Annotated in this window: 14 protein-coding genes; 1 reads left to right on the top strand and 13 read right to left on the bottom strand. The window is 34.9% G+C overall.

The window, feature by feature from the left end; translation table 11 throughout:
- Positions 1-81: 81 nt before the first annotated feature.
- The 7 genes from E1J38_RS05870 to E1J38_RS05900 all read right to left on the bottom strand — a co-directional run bounded on the left by E1J38_RS05870 (position 82) and on the right by E1J38_RS05900 (position 10,001).
- The gene (locus E1J38_RS05870) at positions 82-954 is read right to left on the bottom strand and encodes a glycoside hydrolase family 16 protein (protein ID WP_133356242.1); all 873 of its coding nucleotides are present in this window, start codon (positions 952-954) and stop codon (positions 82-84) included.
- Between the two features lie 20 nt (positions 955-974).
- Positions 975-1,688 carry a fibronectin type III domain-containing protein gene (locus E1J38_RS05875; RefSeq protein WP_133356243.1) on the bottom strand — a complete coding sequence of 238 codons (714 nt, stop codon included), beginning with the start codon at positions 1,686-1,688 and terminating at the stop codon, positions 975-977.
- Positions 1,689-1,700: 12 nt separating this feature from the next.
- On the bottom strand, positions 1,701-4,790 hold the full coding sequence (locus E1J38_RS05880) for a T9SS type A sorting domain-containing protein (protein ID WP_133356244.1): 3,090 nt from the start codon (positions 4,788-4,790) through the stop codon (positions 1,701-1,703).
- 277 nt (positions 4,791-5,067) lie between these two features.
- Positions 5,068-6,315 (bottom strand): NAD(P)/FAD-dependent oxidoreductase, encoded by a 1,248-nt coding sequence (locus E1J38_RS05885; protein ID WP_133356245.1) that lies wholly within the window; start codon positions 6,313-6,315, stop codon positions 5,068-5,070.
- 8 nt (positions 6,316-6,323) lie between these two features.
- On the bottom strand, positions 6,324-7,334 hold the full coding sequence (locus E1J38_RS05890; RefSeq protein WP_133356246.1) for a 4-hydroxyproline epimerase: 1,011 nt from the start codon (positions 7,332-7,334) through the stop codon (positions 6,324-6,326).
- 5 nt (positions 7,335-7,339) lie between these two features.
- On the bottom strand, positions 7,340-8,923 hold the full coding sequence (locus tag E1J38_RS05895) for an aldehyde dehydrogenase (NADP(+)) (RefSeq protein WP_133356247.1): 1,584 nt from the start codon (positions 8,921-8,923) through the stop codon (positions 7,340-7,342).
- A gap of 121 nt (positions 8,924-9,044) precedes the next feature.
- Positions 9,045-10,001, bottom strand: coding sequence for a dihydrodipicolinate synthase family protein (locus tag E1J38_RS05900; RefSeq protein ID WP_133356248.1), 957 nt, complete (start codon positions 9,999-10,001; stop codon positions 9,045-9,047).
- Positions 10,002-10,133: 132 nt separating this feature from the next.
- Between E1J38_RS05900 and E1J38_RS05905 the strand changes: the two genes are divergently transcribed.
- Positions 10,134-10,976 carry an AraC family transcriptional regulator gene (locus tag E1J38_RS05905; RefSeq protein ID WP_133356249.1) on the top strand — a complete coding sequence of 281 codons (843 nt, stop codon included), beginning with the start codon at positions 10,134-10,136 and terminating at the stop codon, positions 10,974-10,976.
- Here E1J38_RS05905 and E1J38_RS05910 read toward each other — a convergent pair.
- The 6 genes from E1J38_RS05910 to E1J38_RS05935 all read right to left on the bottom strand — a co-directional run bounded on the left by E1J38_RS05910 (position 10,973) and on the right by E1J38_RS05935 (position 22,488).
- Positions 10,973-12,346 (bottom strand): sulfatase-like hydrolase/transferase, encoded by a 1,374-nt coding sequence (locus E1J38_RS05910; protein ID WP_222428235.1) that lies wholly within the window; start codon positions 12,344-12,346, stop codon positions 10,973-10,975. The genes E1J38_RS05905 and E1J38_RS05910 overlap by 4 nt on opposite strands.
- Before the next feature lie 46 nt (positions 12,347-12,392).
- Positions 12,393-15,617, bottom strand: coding sequence for a beta-galactosidase, LacZ type (gene lacZ, locus E1J38_RS05915; RefSeq protein WP_133356251.1), 3,225 nt, complete (start codon positions 15,615-15,617; stop codon positions 12,393-12,395).
- 3 nt (positions 15,618-15,620) lie between these two features.
- Complete coding sequence (locus tag E1J38_RS05920; protein WP_133356252.1) at positions 15,621-18,407, bottom strand: DUF8487 domain-containing protein; 2,787 nt, start codon at positions 18,405-18,407, stop codon at positions 15,621-15,623.
- 34 nt (positions 18,408-18,441) lie between these two features.
- The gene (locus tag E1J38_RS05925) at positions 18,442-20,343 is read right to left on the bottom strand and encodes a sulfatase family protein (protein ID WP_133356253.1); all 1,902 of its coding nucleotides are present in this window, start codon (positions 20,341-20,343) and stop codon (positions 18,442-18,444) included.
- 162 nt (positions 20,344-20,505) lie between these two features.
- Positions 20,506-21,141, bottom strand: coding sequence for a hypothetical protein (locus E1J38_RS05930; RefSeq protein WP_133356254.1), 636 nt, complete (start codon positions 21,139-21,141; stop codon positions 20,506-20,508).
- Between the two features lie 63 nt (positions 21,142-21,204).
- Complete coding sequence (locus E1J38_RS05935) at positions 21,205-22,488, bottom strand: hypothetical protein (RefSeq protein ID WP_133356255.1); 1,284 nt, start codon at positions 22,486-22,488, stop codon at positions 21,205-21,207.

The following is a 22,488-nucleotide window of genomic DNA, read 5'->3' on the forward strand; positions in this document are numbered from 1 at the left end:
TTTACCCTAAAATACATATAGAAAACCACCCGTTTTACAAGGTGGTTTTCAAAACTTAAACTATATTAAACTTAAACTAAACTAATCCATGCGCCAAACTCTTATATAATCTACTTTTGCCTCTGTAAAGTCGCCAATACTTCTTGATGTAAAGTTGGCAGTTCCTCCAAAACTAGCTCCAGTAGACAACCACAAAAACTCTTCTACTTGCGGTACCCATATACCTTGGTAGCGTGTTTTAAACTCACCATCATAATAAACTTCCAGCATATTTTCGTTCCATAACAAACCGTAAATATGGTATCCAGAATGGATACCTGGTGTATCATACTTTCTGGTATTTGCTTTGTGAGACGCCCCATAGCCATCAATATGCACCACACTTTTCGTAAAATTATCAACCCAAGCAGACTCAAACACATCTATTTCGGCTCCATCATTTCCTGTACCATCTACATTGCCCATGTTATCACCCTGTAACCATAAGGCTGTGTGTGTACCAAACATCGTTTCAGCTATATCAATCTTAGCTTCTATATATCCATACTTAAATTCAAACAAATCATTAGAAAATACACCGCCACAGTGCAACACATCGTTTGCTACCTTCTCACTTTTAAGAATTAAATTACCATTTCTATAGGAAACATTCTCTGGTTTCCAGAACCATTGGTTGATACCAATACCTGGTCTTGCCGCCCTACTTTTGGTAGAATTATTTTTAGTCCATTTGGTTGGTTCAAAATTATCAAAGTTATCTTCAAACATCATTATCCATCCACTTGTATTTATAGAATTCAAAACAGGTTTTGCAACAGTTATAGGATTGTCTCCATCATCAAACTGATCATCATCAGCAGAGGTTTTTCCATCTCCTGAACAAGACATAAACAATAGCGTTATTAGACCAATAACAGCAAAAAAGAAGTTCTTTGTTTTTATACTAGTTTTCATATCAATTAGTTAAGTTTTATTTATAGATTAAAATACCAAATAGGTCCTGTAACCGAAGCTCCTTTATCGTCTTTCACCACTATTTTCCAGTAATAGGTGGTATCTACAGTATCTAAATTAACTTCAAAAGTATTTGCAGAAGTGTCTTCAGAAACCAAACTTAAGGCATCTTTATCCTTTCCAAAATACACATCAAAAGTTACAGGATCTCCATCAACATCCGAGGCTGTCCATTCCAAGTTAACTGTAGTGGTTCCTGTTTCTAAATACTGGCCCAAAAAGGGAGATTGAAGAGCAGGCGCAAATGGTAAATGATTACTATTAGGTACTTCTTCAGTATAAAACTGAGCCGTAGGTGAATAATCACTTTCTATATTTCTGGTACTCCTAGCCTTAACCCTCCAATAATAAGCAAAACCCTTCTCTAGCGTTATAATTTTTGACAGAGATGTTAAAACTTCATCAACAACTTTATTATTGAATTGATTATCTTTTGAAATTTCCAATATATATATTACAGAACTCCCATCTGAGTTCGTAGAAGCCTGCCATTCAAAATTTAAAACATTGGTAGTGCACAATTGATTTTGAGAAGGAAACACCAATGCCGGTGTAGTGGGTTTACTATTTGAAGTATCACCTCCACCTCCATCTCCAGAATCATCACCTCCGCCAGATGAACACGATGTACCTAAAAATGCAATCAAAACTAATTTATATAAGATTTTTTTCATGACTTTATTCTTTTATTTCTTCACAATTTTTAGGGTTTTAGGCTTTTCAGAATCCAACCTTACAAAGTAAATTCCTGATGGATATGCTTGCATATCTACCGTTATCTTTCCACCGGCAACATTATACTGTTGTTTAGCTATTAATCCTGATGTTAAGGAATATAACTCTACAGATACCGTAGCTTTTGATATTTCTGGAATACTTAATTCAAACTGATTTATGACTGGATTTGGAAAGGCCTTCAACCCTCCAGAAGCATCCATTACTTTGGTTAATTTGCCCTCGCAAGTAGCTTTAGCTTCAATATTAATTATATCTCCGTCATTTGCTGAAATCTCGAAAGAGGTTTGACTGGTTTCAAGAACTTGTTTGTTATTAACAAAAACTTTAAAAGGCGCAGATCCTGATTCTATTTCAACAGCCACTTTACCAGTTTTTATTGAAGTAAATTTACCCGTAAGCAGTTCTGAAGCCTTAACCTCCAAATTAATACAATACTGATAAGATGTATTATTAATTCCTATACAGACATCATAAACTCCTGGTTCCAGATTAGGAATATTGAGAAGATCATTAAAACTATATTCGATTCCTGCAATTGTAACATTATAACTGTGCCTGTATTTTGTGTTAATTTTTATTTGGCCGTTTTTTCCTTGACAGGTTTCATCTATGGTTTCAATGGTAAAATTATCTGCTGCCACAAAGATCTCTGAAAAATCTTGATCTAAGATAAAGTCTAAAATTCCGCTACCATAAGTAGCAAATCTTACAGCATTTTCAAATTCAATAAACTGTACATCTGTATACCCTATGGCATCAGGAACATCTAATCCGTCCATTTTAAACCATCGGTCCTGCTGTACCGAAAACACCCAAGCCCCATCAAACTCACAGGCAGCAAAAATATACTGACCGTTTGGCGAAGCATCCAACTCAGAAATACGTTCTACATTTAATCCGTCATTATGATTGGTAAATGTTTGCCCACCATCAACAGATATCAAGAAATTATTACCCTTCCCAGCAAAATAAACCGTTGCTTCATCTATAGGACTAGTAGCAATTACCTGTCTTCGCTTTCTATGTGAATCATCTTGTTGAGGCCATGTTCCATTGTAACTTGATGATGTAAAAGAATTTCCTCCATCTGTAGAATACAACAATTGCCCAGACTTTAAACTAACATACCATCGGTTTTTGTTTACTTTAGAATAGCCAAAACTGGATATTGGACCACTAAACTGAAACGGATGTATTTCTCTAACTACAGCACTACCGTCATAAATAATTTTTTGCAACCCTCCTTCTCCCCAAGGAATATAAACAGCATCTTCATTATCGTTTGGAGAAGGCACCATACTGGTAGCTGCCCAATTTCCGTAAAAATCAGTTCCAGTTACTGTTCTATAATTTGCACCATTTGTTGCAGAACTTCTTCCTATAGTTCCATAATAGTACCAATACCATGCTGATTCACCACCATTAGCTACCGCAACGCGTAATACATCGGTATTAGCCTCTCTTAAAGCTGGTATTGGAACACTTTTATCATAATTATTATTTCCTGAAAAACTTTGAGACCCTCTATCCTGATTTGCAGTATATACTAGATTATATTTTTCATTGGTTTCAGCATCATAACACATAATAGTTGGATTGCCTCTACTTACACTTACCCAAGAATTCCAGTCTTCTGGAGTAGTAGAATAATAGGTTCCAAAATCATAGCCTGAGATGGTAAAAAACCCACCATCTTCTTTATCAAAAATCTTGAAGTGCTGTAAATCCCAAACGTAAATATCGTTATTACTCAACACATGCTGATTTCTAGTCCAATTCACACCATAATCTGTAGATATCCAAAGCTCAACAAACCCTTTAAATACAATATTGGGTTGTGTTGGATGCACCTCTACAATGTTTCTACCTGTATCACTAGAGGTAACACTCTGTGTCCAAGTTGCTCCTTCATCACCCGAATAGAAAATAGTTGTATTATCATAGCTGATGTAAAAATGCGTAACACCACCTACTGTTGTTCCTTGAACAGAATCTAATTTAGCTACTGTAGTTGTTGGTTCATGAATAAGTGTGAAGTCAGCATCATTTTCACCCATTTTGTATACATATAATTTTGAATCGCTGGCACGTCTTGCAAAAAGGTAAACGTCTCTGCTCCCATGTGGTTTTAGGATTTCAACATCAAACGCATTACTTTGAAAAGTTAATGCCGAAGTGGTATAATTTAAACCATAATCTGTAGATATATAAACGTAGTCATACCATGCGTTTCCTTGAGATGCGTTTCTTCTAGCACCGTGCGCCACAATGCGCTTATCACCATCTTTTTTTGTAACAACCGTGGTATAGTTTGCACTACCTTCAAAAAAAGCGCCATTGGCGTCCATCCAAGTTCTACCTTCGTCATCCGAAAATTCCATACTGCCATTACTCTTCTGGTTTAAAAGCCTAAAAGAACCATCTGGTAGATTTACACCATTAAACTTATCACCCTCAAAACTTTTGGAGTGATTTCTGAGTGACCATTTTACTGGAGCGCTCTCATCAATTTTATAAATATGACCTGCAAAAGACACAATATACATGTCCTCATTTACTGGATCGTATAAAGAACCATCGGTTCTAAAACCTCCTTCACTGTAGCCAGGAGCAGTAGTAGATGTCATGTGCAAATATTTCTGATCCCAAGTTCCAGAAAGTGTACGGTTGGCATAGAAATATTTTTCAGGTGGTGGGATTGTCATATTCTGATGCGCCTTCTTAAAGTAAGCTTCAAAATCTTTTGAAGTATTAAATTTAAACCCTTCTTTTTCTGCATTGGCATACCAAGTATTGTAATTGGCCAGTGCATCTCCTTCTAAATTTTGAAAATTAAAAGGTTTTGGTAATGCCAGTTCATCCATAGCCATTTCATAAGCTATCTCTTCTGGAGTTTCTTCTTCATGATGCTCATAATCGCCACCATAATCAGACTCCAAATATTCAGATTCTTGATGGAGAGAAGATTTGAAAATTAACGTAAATGCAACTAAAAATAGACCGATAAAAACCAGTCTTAGCGTATTTTTTTTGCTCATAATGCCTCAGTTAGTATGGAATTGATAAAATTAAACTAACTAAAGTCTAAAAACATTAACCAAACTACCCTAAACATAGACAAAAACACTTTTTAAACAATCAAAGCATAATATCTATAATGGGGTTTGTTAAGTACTCGCTGTAAAGCAACAACCACCTATTTAGTTTACTTTCAACAAGTAAACATCAATTACAAAAAATAAAACGTATCAGAATCGCATGTAGAACGCTGAGTAAACGCACTTTAAAAACCAACCACACATACACAAAAACACTCTAAAAACCCCTATCTGGATTAAATGCTTGTATATCTAAATCTGTTTTTTTTTCTGAAATAAGATCTGACACCAACTGTCCAGTTGCAGGACCCAAACTCCAGCCCATCATGGCATGCCCTGTAGCAATAGTTAAGTTTTTATATTTTGAAGTTTTCCCAATGTAAGGTAAGCCATCAGGAGTACAAGGACGTAAGCCACATTTTACTTGTGCTTTTTCTTCTGAAGTAATATGGAGTTCATTATAATAAGAACTACTTGCTTCAGCTATAGCATTTACGCGGACAGGATTTATATTGTGATTTATGCCTGTTAATTCCATGGTTCCAGCAAAACGTGTAAAACCATCCATAGGCGTTACTGCTACTTTGGCTTCACATAAAATAGCAGGAATGGCAATTTTGGTATCATGTTTTACATTTATACTATAACCTTTACCAGCTTGTATGAGTAATTTTAGTCCTAATTTTTTACTGATTTTTGGGCTCCAACTTCCTGCAGCCAAAACAACCTCATCACATTTTAAGTTTTGTGTATTGGTGATTACATTGGAAATACTTTCACAGTTTATTTCAACATCTAATACCTCTTCATTTTTTAAAATTGAAACGCCTCTACTTTTCAAAAAAACAATCATTTCATTCATAAAGTTATTAGGAGTCATATGAGCATCTGAGTGGTAATAAACCGCACCTTTGATGTTTAAATTAGCATTAGGTTCTAATTGTGAAACCTCAATTTGTGATAAATGCTCAACCTGCAATCCTTCTCTTATGCCTCGTTTACCTACTTCCCATTCTTCTTCGCCAACTTTATCTGTTTTGTAGCACATTAAAAGCCCTTTTTTCTCATAATGAAAATTAAAATCGTTAGATTGATGTAAATCTTCGTATAATGTTCTACTTAGCAGATTGATATCCAATAGTGGCTTTATAGATTTTTCTACTTTTGAAGGTGTAGCCGATTTTTTAAACGCCCATGCCCATTTTAAAAAATCTGAATCCAACCTTGGTTTTATATACAGTGGACTTTGAGGACTGAACATCCACTTCAATCCTTTTGAAATCATACCAGGAGAGGCTAACGAAATAAAATGACTTGGTGTGATGTACCCTGCATTAACGTAAGAAGCACCAGAATCCATATTGGATTTATCAATAACCGTAACTTGATGCCCTGCCTTTTGAAGGTAATAAGCGGAACACAAACCTATAATACCGCCACCTATAATAATGACATTTTTACTCATACTAAAATCTAAATCACTTGAAAACCATAAGCATAAGGATCGTCTTCATCATCAATAATAATAGTATTATACCCATATATTTTTGCCCAACCTTGAATACTTGGGATGATGGCAGCTACTCCATTTAAAAAAACTTCTGATTCAATACGGCCAATAAATTTACTACCAATAAAACTCTCGTGAATAAATTCTTCTCCTAGCTTTAATTTTCCTTTGGCATGTAGTTGCGCCATTCTTGCGGATGTTCCTGTGCCACAAGGGCTTCTATCTATAGCCTTATCGCCATAAAACACAGCATTTCTTCCTGAGGAACTAGAATCTAGAGGTGTTCCCGTCCAAAGTAAATGAGACACATTTCTTATGGTTTCATTTTCTGGGTGAATAAACCTATCCGGATATTTTTCATTGATGGCTTGTCTCAGTACTTGCGAATACTGAATAAGCTTGCTCGCAGAAAAATTTTGAATACCTGAAAAGTTACTTTGAGGATCAACAATAGCATAAAAATTTCCTCCATAAGCAACATCAAAAGTAAGTTCGCCTAACTCAGGACAGTTTATCGTCAAACCTTCTTCTGCTAAATAACTTTTTACATTGGTTAAACGTACCCAATCTACTTTATCATTTTTGATTGAATAATCAATTTCAACCAAACCTGCAGGTGCCTCCATCCTTATTTTTCCCGGTTTTTTTGGCACAATCAAACCTTCCTCTATGGCTATTGTAATGGTACCTATTGTACCATGGCCACACATAGGCAAACAACCTGAAGTTTCTATAAATAAAATGGCAAAATCATTTTCGGGGTCATGCGGCGGATACAAAATACTCCCACTCATCATATCATGTCCACGAGGTTCAAACATCAAGCTTTTTCTAATCCAATCATATTCTTTTAAAAAGTGTAAGCGTTTTTCATTCATAGTGTTACCTATCAATTGTGGACCTCCACTTTTAATTACTCTCACTGGATTTCCGCAAGTGTGCCCATCAATACAGACAAATGTATGCTTACTCATTTTCCCTAAATTGAATCTTTTGTTCTTATGCCATCAATCGTTCTAAAAATTGATAATGGATTCTCATTTTGTAATTCTTTAGGCAATAAATTATTAGGCCAACTTTGATAGCTAAAAGGACGCACCCAACGTTTTATAGAAGTAATACCCACTGCAGAAAAACGACTGTCTGTAGATGCAGGATAAGGACCACCATGCACCATAGATTCACAAACCTCAACACCTGTTGGAACTCCGTTAAAAATAATACGCCCTACTCTATTTTGTAAAGCTGCAATTATATTTGAATAATTTGTAATTTCATCATTATCAGAAATAACAGTTCCTGTTAATTGCCCTTCTAAATTGGCAATGACTTGTTCTAACTCGTTAGTATTTTCACATTGAACTATCATAGAAAAAGGACCAAAAACCTCTAGATGTAATGTTGAATTCTCTAAGAATGTTTTTCCTTCAACAGAAACTACAGCCTGTTGTGCGTGATTATTAGCAACATCAAATTCGTAATTTGCTGTAACAGTAACATTTTCTTGAGAAACCACTTTTTCTTTATTTGCATTGTACCCTTTTTTAATGTTTGGATGCAACATGCAAGAAGGAATAATTTCTAAAATTTCTTGTGATAACTGATTAATAAAATTTGTTAGTCCATCACTTTTAATTCCAATAATTAATCCAGGGTTTGTACAAAACTGACCTGTTCCTAGAGTAATGGAACCTGCGTAGGTTTTTGCAATTTCTTGATGTCTATTTTCTAATGCTTCTGGTAAAATAACCACAGGATTGATACTACCCATTTCTGCAAACACAGGAATTGGTTCTTCTCTTTTCGCAGATAAATCTAGTAGTGCTCTACCTCCTTTTATGCTTCCTGTAAAACCAACTGCTTTTACTTTTGGGTTGGCAACTAATTGCTGACCAACTTCAATTCCGCTCGAATTTAAGTTTGAAAAAACACCATTTGGCATTCCTGTTTTTTCTGCTGCTCTTATAATTGCAGAAGCAACCAATTCTCCAGTTCCAGAATGCATTGGGTGTGATTTTACGATTACAGGACAACCAGCTGCTAATGCTGCTGCTGTATCCCCACCAGCTGTGGAATATGCTAAAGGAAAATTACTTGCTCCAAACACCACAACTGGCCCTAAAGGAATATTCATTTTACGAATATCTAACCTTGGCATGGGTTCTCTATTGGGTTGTGCAGTATCTATGGTTGCTTCTACCCAAGAACCTTCAGCTACTAAATTTGCAAAACTTCTTAATTGCCCAATAGTTCTTCCTCTTTCTCCTTTGGCTCTTCCTTCTGGCAAACCTGTTTCAAAACAATATGTTTCCACTAACTCATCATCTAAAGCTAAAATTTCATCTGCAATTTCATTTAAAAATGCTGCTTTTTTAGCTCCAGAAACAAATCTATATTCTTGAAATGCTTTTGAAGCTAAATCTACTGCTTCTTGAATTTCTTCTGAAGATGCTTCTGTAAAAATAGTATCGTTTTCTTTATTTAATTCTGGATTGAATGTTTTGTAGGTGTTGTATCCCTTGGCTGATTTTTGATTGCCTATATAGTTTTTTCCTGTAATCATCTCTACTTATTTTCTAAATGCTTTTTTTTCAAATTTACTTTTTTGTAAATGTTTTTATAATGAGTGTTTCTGTGATAATGGTTTAAAACGAAAGTTTCTCATTTTTGATTATATGAAAAGATCAACTTATTAAATCTAAAACTTCAAGTCTTTCTTTCGCCAGAATGTATCTTGCATGTACATCATCCATTTGTTGTTTTGTTAATTTCTTACCAAAGGTTCGTAAACCTCCAGCAACATCATTATGATGAATTCCCATAGCCAACTTAAGATATTCCATAAGCAGCGGTTGAGCATCTAAATACGACAGCGAATTTAAAGCCTTGGAAATTTTGTTTGCCTCAGCCCATTCTCCTTTTAAAACATACTCCTGCATGGTAACACTAGCTTTTGGAAAGATACAACCTACCCCCGTAATGCCGCCACATGCGCCAGCAAGTCCTGCATGCACAGTAACGGTATCTACTCCTGCTAAAATTTTTAAATCCTTGTTCTCTAACATCAGCGTTTCAATAATTGAAACATCTATGGTAGATATTTTAAGCGCAGTTACTTTAGGAAGCACAGAAAGTCTTAAAAGAAGGTCTGTTGATAGCGCATGATAACCAGCTGCATCTGGATTGTTATAAGGCATAATGGTTACACCTACATCTTTTGCAGTTACTTCTGAAAGTGCATAGTACTCATACATTTTTGTTTCAGAAGGAACTGCCTTCGTTTTTGGTGGCATAACCATAACTGTATCAACGCCTACTGTTGCAAGCCCTTCAATGATTTTAGTAAGCTCTTCCTTAGTTTCTGCTGAAGCTCCGCTGATTAACGGAACATTGTATTCTTTAGCAACCTCAGAAAGGGATTTAAGTAAAGAAAGCCGCTGTTTATTGCTTAAATAGCTATTCTCACCCAGAGTACCAGAACCTACAAGCCCACTCATTCTGCTTCCGCCCTTACCTTGAGCTTTTAAAATACCTGCCGCCTGTTTTTGTGTGGTATCAAAGTCAATTTCAAGAGTACCAGATTTTGACTCTTTCAACCATGTAAACACTGCAGGCATGACACCATCCCAATTGGATTTCATTTTTTTATTCTTTTTAATGAGTTATAAAACTATATAAATATTACCATCAACAATGCTACTAAATTATTCTATTTTAATATTATATTATCCGTTTATTTAAGTTACGCTTATATTTTGAGTATTTTTGTATTAATGAAAGTACATCCTTTTAAAATACCAAAGCCAGAAAATAGCTCATTAATTTATCAAGAAGATATTGAAGCTGTTTTTTATGATAAGTTGCATCAGCATAATGAAATTCAGATTAGTTTTATAGGAAAAGGAAACGGAACGCTATTGGTGGGTGATCATATTTCTAGTTATGTTGAAAATGATATTTTTATTATTGGCAGCAATTTGCCACACGCTTTTAAAAGTGATAAACACGGTGTAACTGAATCTAGAATGTTGAGTTTATTTTTTACTGAATCGTCTTTTGGCGATACGTTTTTTGAATTGAGTGAATTTACAGAACTCAACCGTTTTTTTGCGAAATCTACGCAAGGCTTGGTTATAAAAAACAATAAAAGTAAAATTATAGAATGCTTTAAAAAACTAAAAAAAGCTTCTAAATTAGAACGATTTATTTTGCTTTTAGAAATTCTAAAACACATTGCTACTGCTAAATCTGAAACACTCTCTAGATTTATTTACGAAAAATCTTATTCTGACATAGAGGGAAACAGAATGCGTCATGTTTTTGAGTATACTATGAATAATTATCAAAAAAACATTTCATTGCAAACAATTTCTAATGAGGCCAATATGACAAAAAATGCATTTTGTAAATATTTTAAAAAGAGAACCAATAAAACATACATTACTTTTTTAAATGAGATAAGGGTTGAGCATGCCACAAGGCTTTTAGAAAAACAATTAGACATGCCTATTGTTGAAATAGCAGAATTATCTGGGTTTAATAACTTATCTAACTTTAACAGGCAGTACAAAAAAGTAAAAGGCCATATACCATCTTACTTTAAAAAGCGTGTTTAGTCCTGCTTTCTATTTTTAAAAGCTAAACTCCAAATATCCTTGTATTCTGGTTCTTTATTTTCCATAAGCTGTTTGTGGATGTGATACGTAACATCCATCCAAGGTTTGCTCTCATCCCACAAGGGTGCCATTAGTGTTGACTCCCAGTTGTTGTATTTTAACTTTAATTCTTGAAGTTTATTGTTGTAAATTAAAGACAGGTCATTTGTTTCACCCAAATCCGAACTCAAATTATAAAGCACTGAACCGTAGCCTTTAAGCTGAATAAGTTTTGAATCACCCATTCTTACGGCAGATTCATCCAATTTTCTCCAAAATAAAGTTTCATGCGGATTGCTTTTTTTTTCACCTCTTAAATACGGCAACAAGTTTTCGCCATCTAATTTTAATGTTTTGGGTTTATTAATTTCAGCGGCACTTAAAGACGTGGTAAAAATATCTAGTGAAGATGTCAATCCTTCAAATTTTTGATTTCCTTTAATCATTTTAGGCCAACTGACTATAAATGGCACACGATGGCCTCCTTCAAATTTATTGCCTTTCCAGCCTTTAAGAGTTCCTGTAGAAGATTGATTGTTATGCGCGCCACCATTATCACTTAAAAAATAAATTAACGTATTTTCTCTTTTTCCTGATGCTTCTAGTACTTTTAAAAGTTTACCAATATTTTCATCTAAAGACCACGTCATCGCTGCTAATTCTTTCCTCGGGTGGTTTTTAAACTTCTCCAAGTCTTCTGCTTTTGCATGCATGGGTGTATGCACTGCATTATAAGCTAAATACATAAAAAAAGGTTTATCGCCACTTTCTTCAATATATGTAACGGATTGTTTTCCCAACACATCTGTCATATACCCTTCAAAAACAACACGCTCCCCATTATGTTGAAGCATCTCATCTATACTTGGATTATCCAATGGAAAATACGAACGACTTCCTGCCAAAAAACCATAGAATTCATCAAAACCTCGTTGATTTGGGTGGTCTGTTTTATCGGATCCTAAATGCCATTTTCCTATAGCATAGGTCTTGTAACCATTAGCTTTAAAAACATCGGCGATGGTTACTACATTATCACTTAAACCAATGCCTCCAGTACCATTAGCCTCAAAACCAAAACGTTGTTGGTACTTTCCTGTGATTAATCCAGCTCGTGATGGCGCGCAAACTGTGGCGCTTACATGCGCGTCTGTAAATGTTACCCCACTTTTAGCAAGCGAATCAATATTTGGAGTTTGTAAATCCTGGCTGCCCATAAAACCAAAATCTACGTAGCCAGCATCATCTACCAAAATTATTATGACATTTGGCGGTTCACTTTTTGAAACTTCTGTTTTTGAGTTACATGCAAAAACAGTTATTAAGGTCAAAATACATATTGAGAAAAGGCGATTCATTTATAATTATAATTCATGACTATTGAATTGGAATGATACTATAAGAAAACGATTGATTTACTGCTTTAATCTGGTATTGTTCCAGAGGTCTTGTCCACCAGCTAGTATCACCTCCAACACCCATTTGTGCGTTATCAATATTAATATTTACCAAATCTCTATTTATAATATCTATGGTGTGGCGTTGTTGCTTGGTATCGCCTGCATCGAAATCTGAATTGTATTGATGATGCGCACTAAAACTTAAAAGTTCAGGACCTGTTATTTTGATGCCTTGTCCTTCGTTATTGGTAAAGGTTACCCAACGAATATCTGTTCGATATCCGTTTTCTTGTGGTCTAATGTATGGAAAATACAAGTCTGAAACCGAAGCTTTGTAATTACCAACAAACTGTGATGTTTTTCTATCTTGATAATTTTCTAAGGGGCCTCTTCCGTACCAATTCACTTTATCATATTCTTTACTAACAATGAAATTAGTTCCAAAGCGAGGCATATTTGCTAAGTCATTTTTAACATCTAGTAATTCAGTTTTTACTGTGATTTGTCCTGAAGCATTAATTTGATATGTCATTTGTAATGTTGCGATGTCATCAGGCAATTTAAAGCTTGCTTCAAGTTGAACTAAATGTTCCTTAAGGTTTATTTCCTGAGCTGACAACATATCAAAAGTTGATTTTTCATCTTTTAAAACCAAAGAAACTAATATTTTATTATTGGTAGCTTTTTTCCAAATACCGAAATGTTTTGGCATATTAAACCCAAAATCATTATCTGTAGTAGCTCTCCAAAAATTAGGGGTTATTCCCTTTAATATGATATTTCCATTTCCATAATCTAAATTAGATAGTTCTCCAGAATCCTTATCAAAACTAGCTGTAATGGCCTGTGATTTAAAAACTATATCATTTTCAGTTGTTGAAACTGATATGGTTTCTTTACTATTTTCTTTGAATTGAGACGAATATTTACCCGTAATAAACTGTTCCTTAGCTAAAGGAAATCCTTTAGACAACAGGGGTAATTCCTTATGTGTTGTTGCTAAAAAGTTAAGCGTGTATTCATTCTTGCTAAAATCAAGTATAGGTAAGTTTAATTGTACTTCTTTGGACGTTTCTGGTTCTATATCTAAAACTCCTAAACTCCCTGAAGCTAACTTTTCTCCTTCTTTAAAAAGCTCCCAATCTATTTTAAAATGATTCAAATTGGTAAAAAAATATTCGTTAGTAATCTTTATTTTTCCTTTTTCCCAATCTATGCCAGAGAAAAGAATATTTTGATATACTTTTTTGAGTTCCTGCAACCCGGGGTGCGGTGTTCTATCAGGATTTACAATACCATTTAAACAAAAATTAGCGTCATGATGTAGGTGCCCAGCGCCAAAATCGCCGCCATAGCCCCAATATTTTTGGCCATCTTCGGTTTCTGCAACTAAGCCTTGGTCCACCCAATCCCAAATAAAGCCACCTTGTAGCACATCATATTTTCGAATCACATCCCAATAATCTTTAAAATTACCGAGGCTGTTTCCCATAGCATGCGAGTATTCACATAAGATAAGTGGGCGTTTTGGATTGTTTTCGGCGTATTCAATTAACTGCTGAATACGGTCGTACATTGGTGCCTGAATATCAGTATTCTCATATTTGGTTGCCCCTTCATACTGTGTTGGTCGCGTTGAGTCGTTCGCTTTTAGCCAATCGTAAGTCGCAAAAAAGTTATCACCATTTCCTGCTTCGTTACCTAAAGACCATGTGACGATTGATGGATGGTTTTTATCACGTTCAAACATGCGTATGGTTCTATCTAAATGTGCTTGTTTCCAGTCCTCTCTGTAAGCAGGATGTATTTTTTTAATCTCTGGTTTCTTATCCAGTCCTTGATTTGTAGTCCCCATGCCATGCGTTTCAATATTAGCTTCGTCTATTACATAAAACCCATATTGGTCGCATAAATCGTAGAAAAATGTATTTTTTGGATAATGACTACAACGAATAGCATTGATATTATTTTCCTTCATTATCGTCAAATCCTTCAAGGTTAAAGCTTTACTGACTACATGACCCGTTGTTTCATCATGGTCATGTAAATTGACACCTTTTATTAAAACAGGTTTACCGTTTACCAAAAATTGATTGTTCTCTATTTTTATATTTCTAAAGCCTGTTTTTAACGTTGTGGCTTGTTGCACTTTACCATTTTTATCTTTTATTGCTATCAATAGCGTGTACAAGTTCGGGGTTTCGGCAGTCCAAGCCTTTACATTGAGAATACTGGTGTTAAAATTTAAAGAGTTTTGACTTTCAGAAGCTATACTAAGTTTCTTTTCTTCTGAAAATATAGAAGTTTCACCATCAAATAATTCAATATGTATCCTTCTATTTTCGGCTAAATTAGAAGTGCTTTCAAAATCTATATTCAAAGAGAATTCACCTTGAGTGAAGTTATTACTTAAGTCACCATTATACTGAATATCTTTAATAGACACCAAGTTTTCAGCTCTTAAATATACGTCTCGTTCTATGCCACTTAATCGCCAAAAGTCCTGATCTTCCATATAACTTCCGTCGGACCATCGTAATACCTGCACCGCTAATTGATTTTTACCAGAGATAATATGTTTTGTAATATTAAATTCAGCAGGGGTTTTACTGCCTTCATTATAACCAACAAACTCACCGTTAAGATAGACATACATGGCACCACTTACACCTGCAAAATGTAAATACACGTCTTTATTGTCCCAGTCTTTGGGCAAGTCAAAGCTCCGCTTGTAACTCCCTACGTTGTTCATATTATGAGAGATATAAGGGGGATTCTTTGGAAAAACGTATTTTATATTGGTATAAATTGGTAATCCAAAACCTTGTAATTCCCAATTAGAAGGCACATTGATTTTATCCCAACCCTTGACGCTAAAATCTTTTTTATAAAACTCTTCAGGTCTTGCCTGTACACTATCTGTGTAATAAAAATCCCAGGTGCCGTTTAAAGATTGATAAAACGAAGAAGCTTTCCAATCCTTACCATCTAATGCTTCCGTAATGCTCGGGAAACTATAAAATGTTGCTCTGGGAGCTTCTCTATTAATCTGAAAAATTTCTGGATTTTCCCATTCTGGATTTTCCCAAAGAGATGCTTGGTAAACAGGACGATTTACTGGAGCTTTCTCACAACCAACACTATATATTAGGACACATAAGACAACCCCTATTCCGAGATAAAACTGCAAGTTCCTCTTCATCGTTTAGTCGTAAATATCCTCTGTAGAAAACTTACCTTGTTTTTTATCAAGTTTAATGCCTTTTAAATCATCTATAGTGACACTTTGTGATGGTAAAAAGGCTTCACTGTCCATGTATTGCAACAGACTGTTTCGTAATTGTCTTGCTACAGGTCTCTTATCTAAATTGGTTATTAAATCGATGGATGAAAATACCAAACTACCATTGCCAACTTTAGCTTCAAACACATTCGCCAAATGATGGTTGGTTACAAAATTATCTATAAGTCTTACTATTGGTGTAACATTTAGCGAATCTGTTACTATCGTTTTTGAATTGATACATAAATCCCACCATTGCCAATCGCTATGCGTATCCGTTGGGAAAGATTTAAATGCGGGATGTTTATCATCAACCAAAACCCCCATAGTAGCGGGTTGGTTTGGGAAATGAACCGGACTCCAAAACACAGGTACAAAGCGCCCTTCTATACCATCAAGCGTTTTAAAATCTGGATTAAGTAACACCTTACCGCCTTTGTTAAGCACTTGTTCTGCCACAGTATAAGATGACGTTACAACAATGTTGTTTTTAGCTAAATCCGATGCCTTAGGATATACCCAGATGTTCCACGAATTTTTATATTTAGTACCTTCTAAACTGACTTCTACTTTGAGCTTTTTAGCAGATTCAGTGTTGACATCAAAAGTTATTTCTCCTAATTTGGTGTTATTGCCAATACTTAAATTGATGTCTTGCAATTCAGAATTAGCTAGCACAATACCTGCCTCATCGCTTATACTCCAATTCAAAGTTTGATTATCTAAAGGCTTAAAGAAATTAGCTACCTCAATTAAAGCTGTAAAGGTTTCTCCACTTTCGTAAACTGCTTTTTCAAACCTTAAGAGAGGTACCAACTCGCTATTAAACTGACTAAATTCTTCTGCTGAAATAACCCCTTTAGATTCCCAAAAGGCGTTAAGTAATCCTACCAATGCCGTACCTTGACCCGGAAAATCTTGCAATTGTAATAATTGAAACCCATCAAAACTTGGCGTTTTCATGGCACGTTCAATTTCTTCTTTATATAAAATAGATGCTAACTTTCCTGAGTTATAGGTGAAATCAGGAGCTAGGTCCAGCAATCCTTTTTTCTCCAAATCGTTTCTTACGGCGATAAAATTAAGCGGTTCTAAAACTCCCGTATATTTTTCAATTTCACTCATATCGGGGTACACCGAATACTGACCAATTTCATGGGATATTAACGGAATTTCAACAAACTCAGCTCCTGAGGTAAAATCAGCATCAAAATGTGGTGACTTATTATTAAAGACACCTTGACCACGAATCCATCCATTTTTGGTCCATTGCGCAATAAAAAACTCATCTTCCGGCTCAGGGCGAGTTCCTGCAGGACGTTGAAATGAAAAGGCTGTTGTTGCATATAAATGCCTGTTGTCTTTTGGTTTTAACTCTGCCACCAAACTGTTAAGTTGTTCAAAATCGCCTTCCAACTCGTTGCCCATGGCCATAAAAATGAAGGAGGGGTGATTCCCATAATCTTTGATAATTTTATGCGCCTCTGAAGTAAGAAACTCAACTGTTTTTGGATCTTCACCAAATTTTAAACTCCAATGTGGCAGTTCTACTTGCAAGTAAAAACCAGCTTCATCGGCAGCCTGGAACGCCGTTTTTGGTGGACACCAAGAATGGAATCTTAAATGATTTAACCCATAAGCCTTGGCTTGTCCAATTAATTTTGCCCATGCTTCTTTTGTTGTTGGTGGATATCCTGTTAACGGAAAAATAACACACTCTAAATTTCCGCGTAAAAAGATACGCGTTCCGTTTAACGTAAGGTTACCATTATTATTTGCAACGAACTTATAACCGAAACGTGTGTTTACTGTTCCCGTTGAAGTGGTAACAAATACATCGTACAAATTAGGATTAAATTCATCCCATAATTCAACACCTTCAGGTTTTTCTATTTCTAAAGTGTGTAAGTTGTTATTAGAATTAGAAACTTTTAATTTTTCACTGTAAACCGTAGAACCATCAACTGCTTTAATTACAAATTCTACTGAGTTTTCTTCTAACGTAGGTTGGTTAAATGTAACTTTTATTTTGTCTAAGCCTTGATTTGGATACACCTGAAGATTCGTAGGATTATTTTTTGCTGAAGCTTTTAAAACCATATCTCCCAAAATACCATTCCACTTAATTTGTGTATGATTCGTATAGGCATGTGCCATATCTTGATTTACTTTATCGGGATATTTTGAACCTGCTACATTGATGTCTGGAAACTTATTGGAGTTGTCAATAACAATGGTTAACGTATGCTTTCCTGGAGTAATTTCACTTAAATCATAATCATGCGTTCCAATTAAGCTATTAGTAGACCCTATTTTTTTACCATCTACATACACTGTAGATTCCCAAAGCACACGTTCTAAACTTAGACTAATTGCATCTTCTTTCCAATGACTTGGAATTTCAATGTCCTTTTGATACCAAGCTTTTCCAATGTATTGATGCTTCCTTGCCAAATTAGACATCACATAGTTGTTGATGGCGGGTTCTAAAGTATTTGGAGCTCCGATACCCGCATCGTCCAAAGTACCTGGCAAACTAATTGAAGTGCCTTCAATTTTTGAAGATGCCCAATTTTCGGTTTCGCCAACATTAGTAGAATCCAGCTTAACCTGCCAGTCTCCAGACAAATCGATTTGCTCTACTTTTGGTGATGTACATGCACTTAAAAACAGTACAATCATTATAATTGTGGTGTGAAATAATCTCATTGTTTTATTCCTTTATCGTTTAGTATTCCTATTTTTACATGCCCTCTTTCAACTTCTGGCTTCGCTCAAAATCTTGACAAGCACTTTTTACATGCCAATTAATATCTTTGTCTTGAAGCAATTCTTGTATAGTGGATTCAAATGGTGTTCTATCTTCAAAATAAAGCATGTGATATATGCTCATTAAGGCTAAAGTCCAGTTGTCACTTTTACTAAAGCTATTTAAAACTTCTACAACATCCTTATTACCGAATTTCTTATATAAAATTGCTGAAGCTGTAATAGCAACAGGCGCATAATCATCTTGAACTGCTACCTTTAATTCTGATTCATACGGTTGTAATTGTGATGAATTTTGAGACATCAATCCTACACTAGCCCAATAGCGCACTAATTTATCATGATGCTTTAGATACTCTATTTGAGATTTAATAACGTCTTCCCCTTTCTTTCCAGATAAGGATGCTACTTTATAAATTTCATCAAAATTATACTTGGTTTCATCTAAACGATACTGATAAGCAGTTTGGATTTCAGAAAGTTTTACCATTTCGTATTCAGGTATTAACATAATATCTTTTGCCTTTAAAAGCTCAGTATCCAGATGTTGTCGCATCTTTTGCAAAACAGACTTATATTTTGGGTTTCCTGCTAAATTATGTTCTTCCCAAATGTCGTTTTCAATATCATAAAGTACTTCATAGGGACGCTCCTCAAAAATACCAGATTGAAATGCATTTAATTTACCATGCTTTAAATCATTACGCATGTGTTTGGTAATATCAGCAATTTCTAAATAATTGATATACCTTACTTCGGGTATAAATGGCATAAAGTTTCTGGAATATACATACTTGCCGTCGGTTACGGTTCTTACCAAATCTAGGCCATTATCAACTCTATCTGTAGAAAGTAATAATAGGTCTTTATCATATTCTGAATCTGCATTAAAAAGGCGTTGCCCCTTCATGTATTCGGGAACTTCACCTCCCAATAAATCAATCATGGTGGGACCTAAATCTTCAAAATTAATTAGCTTATCTGTTGTTTTACCTGTTTCCCAAGGCGATAAATGCTTATATTTTTCAGGGAACCAAACGACAAACGGTACGCGATATCCAAGGTTAATACCATTGGTTTTTCCTCTGGGAATCCCTTCTCCATGGTCTGCATAAAAGAAAATAATGGTATCATCTGTTAAGCCATCGTCTTCTAACTTTTGCAACAATTCCCCTATTCTATTATCCGTTAACTTGATAGAATTATAAACTCTTGCGAATTGTTTGCGCATCTCCGGTGTGTCATTATAAAACGGTGGCATTTCAAAAGCTTCATCTGCAATTCTGTCTTCTTCTGGTAAATGATTCCAAACGTGTTTTACATATTGCTCAAACGTCCAAGACATGGTTCTTGATTGATGAGATTCTGGAAAATTAAATACCGAAAAGAAAGGCTGCCCTTCTTTTCTGCCTTTCCACGTTGCTTTACCTGAGCACTCGTTCCATGACTCTTTTATGAAGTCTTTTTCGTTGGCAATATTATAGTCTGTTTTATAATTGTTGGTTGTGTAATACCCTAATTGTTTTAAGTAATATGGAAAACCTTTGATGTAATCTGGAATTGGATATTGACTTCTTTGATGTCCAGTCCCCATTTTATAGGTTCTTACTCCGGTTATAATGGAAGATCTACTGGCCGCACAGACAGTACCTGTTGAAAATGCATTGGTAAAACGAACACCTTCTTCTGCCAATTTATCAATTACTGGAGTGCTAGCATTTTCATTGCCATAGCAGCCAATAAATTGTGGGGACGTGTCCTCGATAGTTATCCAAAGAATATTTGGTTTTTCTTTGGGTGCAGATTCGCAAGAATACAAAACAAACACTAAACCGAGGCTTAACATAAATCCTTTCCTCTTTATAAATTGAATCATAATTTTTATTTTCTTTTTAGTTTAAAACGGTTTGTGCAAGGATAGTTACTAGTGCAAGCAACTAACTTACTAAAATAAGGGACGAACCAGAGGAAAATCCGTAGGATTTTCCGAGTAGAAACGAACCAAGCTATTATTTTTACGCGGCGTTATGGGCAAGCTTTAATCTTTTATAAATTCTTTCATGGAAATCAAAATCACATAATAAAATCTCTTAACTAAATCCTCTTTTTTAATACCGCTAGGACACCATAGGGGTTCCTCTTTATCTTTCTCTGAATTTGCGTATAGGAACATTAATGGTTTTGTGTGTTCAATTTTAATAAATCCTAAACTGTCAATTTCATCTTTGGCTGTATAAATAGCACTCAAATCGAGAGTAGATTTTCCAGCCAAACTAAAATCATACTTTGACTCCATTCCATGTGATTTTATTTTTAGCGATATTAAAGAGTCTTTTTTGTGAAAATAAAATCTATGAAAATAGATTGAGTCACTATCTTTTTTGGGAATAAAATAGTTAGAAGCTTCAATACCATATTTTTTAAATTTTCCTTTAGTGTCTTTTATGAGACTGATGTTGTTGATCATTTGTCCATTTTCGAACTCCTCAATCTCTATATCATATAATTGTTTGGAATTTTGTTTTACAGGAAATTTAAATATATAAAATCCGAGTTCTTTGGTTATTGATTCCAAATCCGTTTTATCATATTCAAAATCATTATTTGCACCTTGCGAGAAAGTGTAAATGGAAATTGAGAAGGTTAATAAAAATAATAAGGTTTTTAATTTCATAATATCTTTTAAATTAATTTCGGTTAAGTATCTGATACGTCCTATCATCTTCCCTATAACACTTTAATAACCCGGATTATTTTGAGACCATCTAAACCACTCATCATAAACACTCAATCCCGACCATCCTTGTATTTGACTTGCAGATAAACCATCTAAAAGATAAAATTTTTGAGCCGAAGAATTTGAAGTTTCCGAACTAGCTAGATTGAAAAAATAACCTGTATTATTGTTGTCTTTTACTAAAATCTCATGTAGAGCTTGTCGACTTAATGGCGGTGTTTTGCTTAAACCATCCCACTTGTCTCCCCAAAATATCATATTGGCAACCGAAGGATATTGGTCTTTGTATGTTTTTATATAGTTTGTTAATTCTGTAGCACCAAAATGATTTAAAAAACTAGCTCTGTCCTCTTTAGTGAACGAAGCACTATTGGTTTCCATATCATCCCATGTCCATTTTTCTCCACCTATTGTTACATTATAATAGTCATCAAATGTTACAGTTTCATGGGCACCTCTCATATACTTATATTGAAACGCAAAGTTTTTACATTTACCCTGTATGTCTTCAAAAAACTTACCGTTATCATTCCCTATGTTTCTAAAGTCTAAACCAAAACCGCTTCCTGGAGCAATAAGGGTTTTGTTATGAAAAAAAGGATTACCTTCAGCGTCATTCCATACAGAATTAGCGTTAAAAGCATCTAGAGTAGCTACGGCATAAGCCTTAACATCTTCAATTCTATCTGTATTAGTTTCTACAAGAATAATACCTTTTATATCATCTAACACACCAGCGCTTTTGGCTTTATTTAAAACCGTAGTAAACCATTGTTTTAATTTATTTGCTCCGTTATTTACGCTTCCATGGTTTGGCGCCCCATCTCTCTCAAACCAGAATCTTGCCCATAAGTAGAAATCCAATTTCATACTGTTGTCCTTTGCGGTTTCTATCACATCAATGATATCATCCATTGCTTTGTTATAGTTTTCTTCAGAAGGACTTTTAAAACGTCTGGCATCATCTACTCGCATTACAATAGAATTCACATTATTAGCTACCAAGGATTTTAATAGGTTTTCTTTTGAAACGGCATCTGGCATATTTAACCACCAATCTAAAGAGCCATCGCCTTGTAAAAACTCATCATCAGAATGTTGTCTCCATTTAACACCTTTTATTTCTGTTGGGTTATTTGTAGCACTTACTAAAGTGCCCTCTTTCTCCTCTTCTTTTTCTTCAAATATTGGATCGTCGGGAGACGTTCCTGCATCTGTAGAACATGCAACCGAAATAATTGCAATAACAATAACAAATATGTATTTTATTCTATCTACTAGCAT

Origin of the sequence: Seonamhaeicola sediminis (assembly GCF_004358095.2) — a bacterium.
In the GTDB taxonomy this organism is placed as follows: Bacteria; Bacteroidota; Bacteroidia; order Flavobacteriales; family Flavobacteriaceae; genus Seonamhaeicola; species Seonamhaeicola sediminis.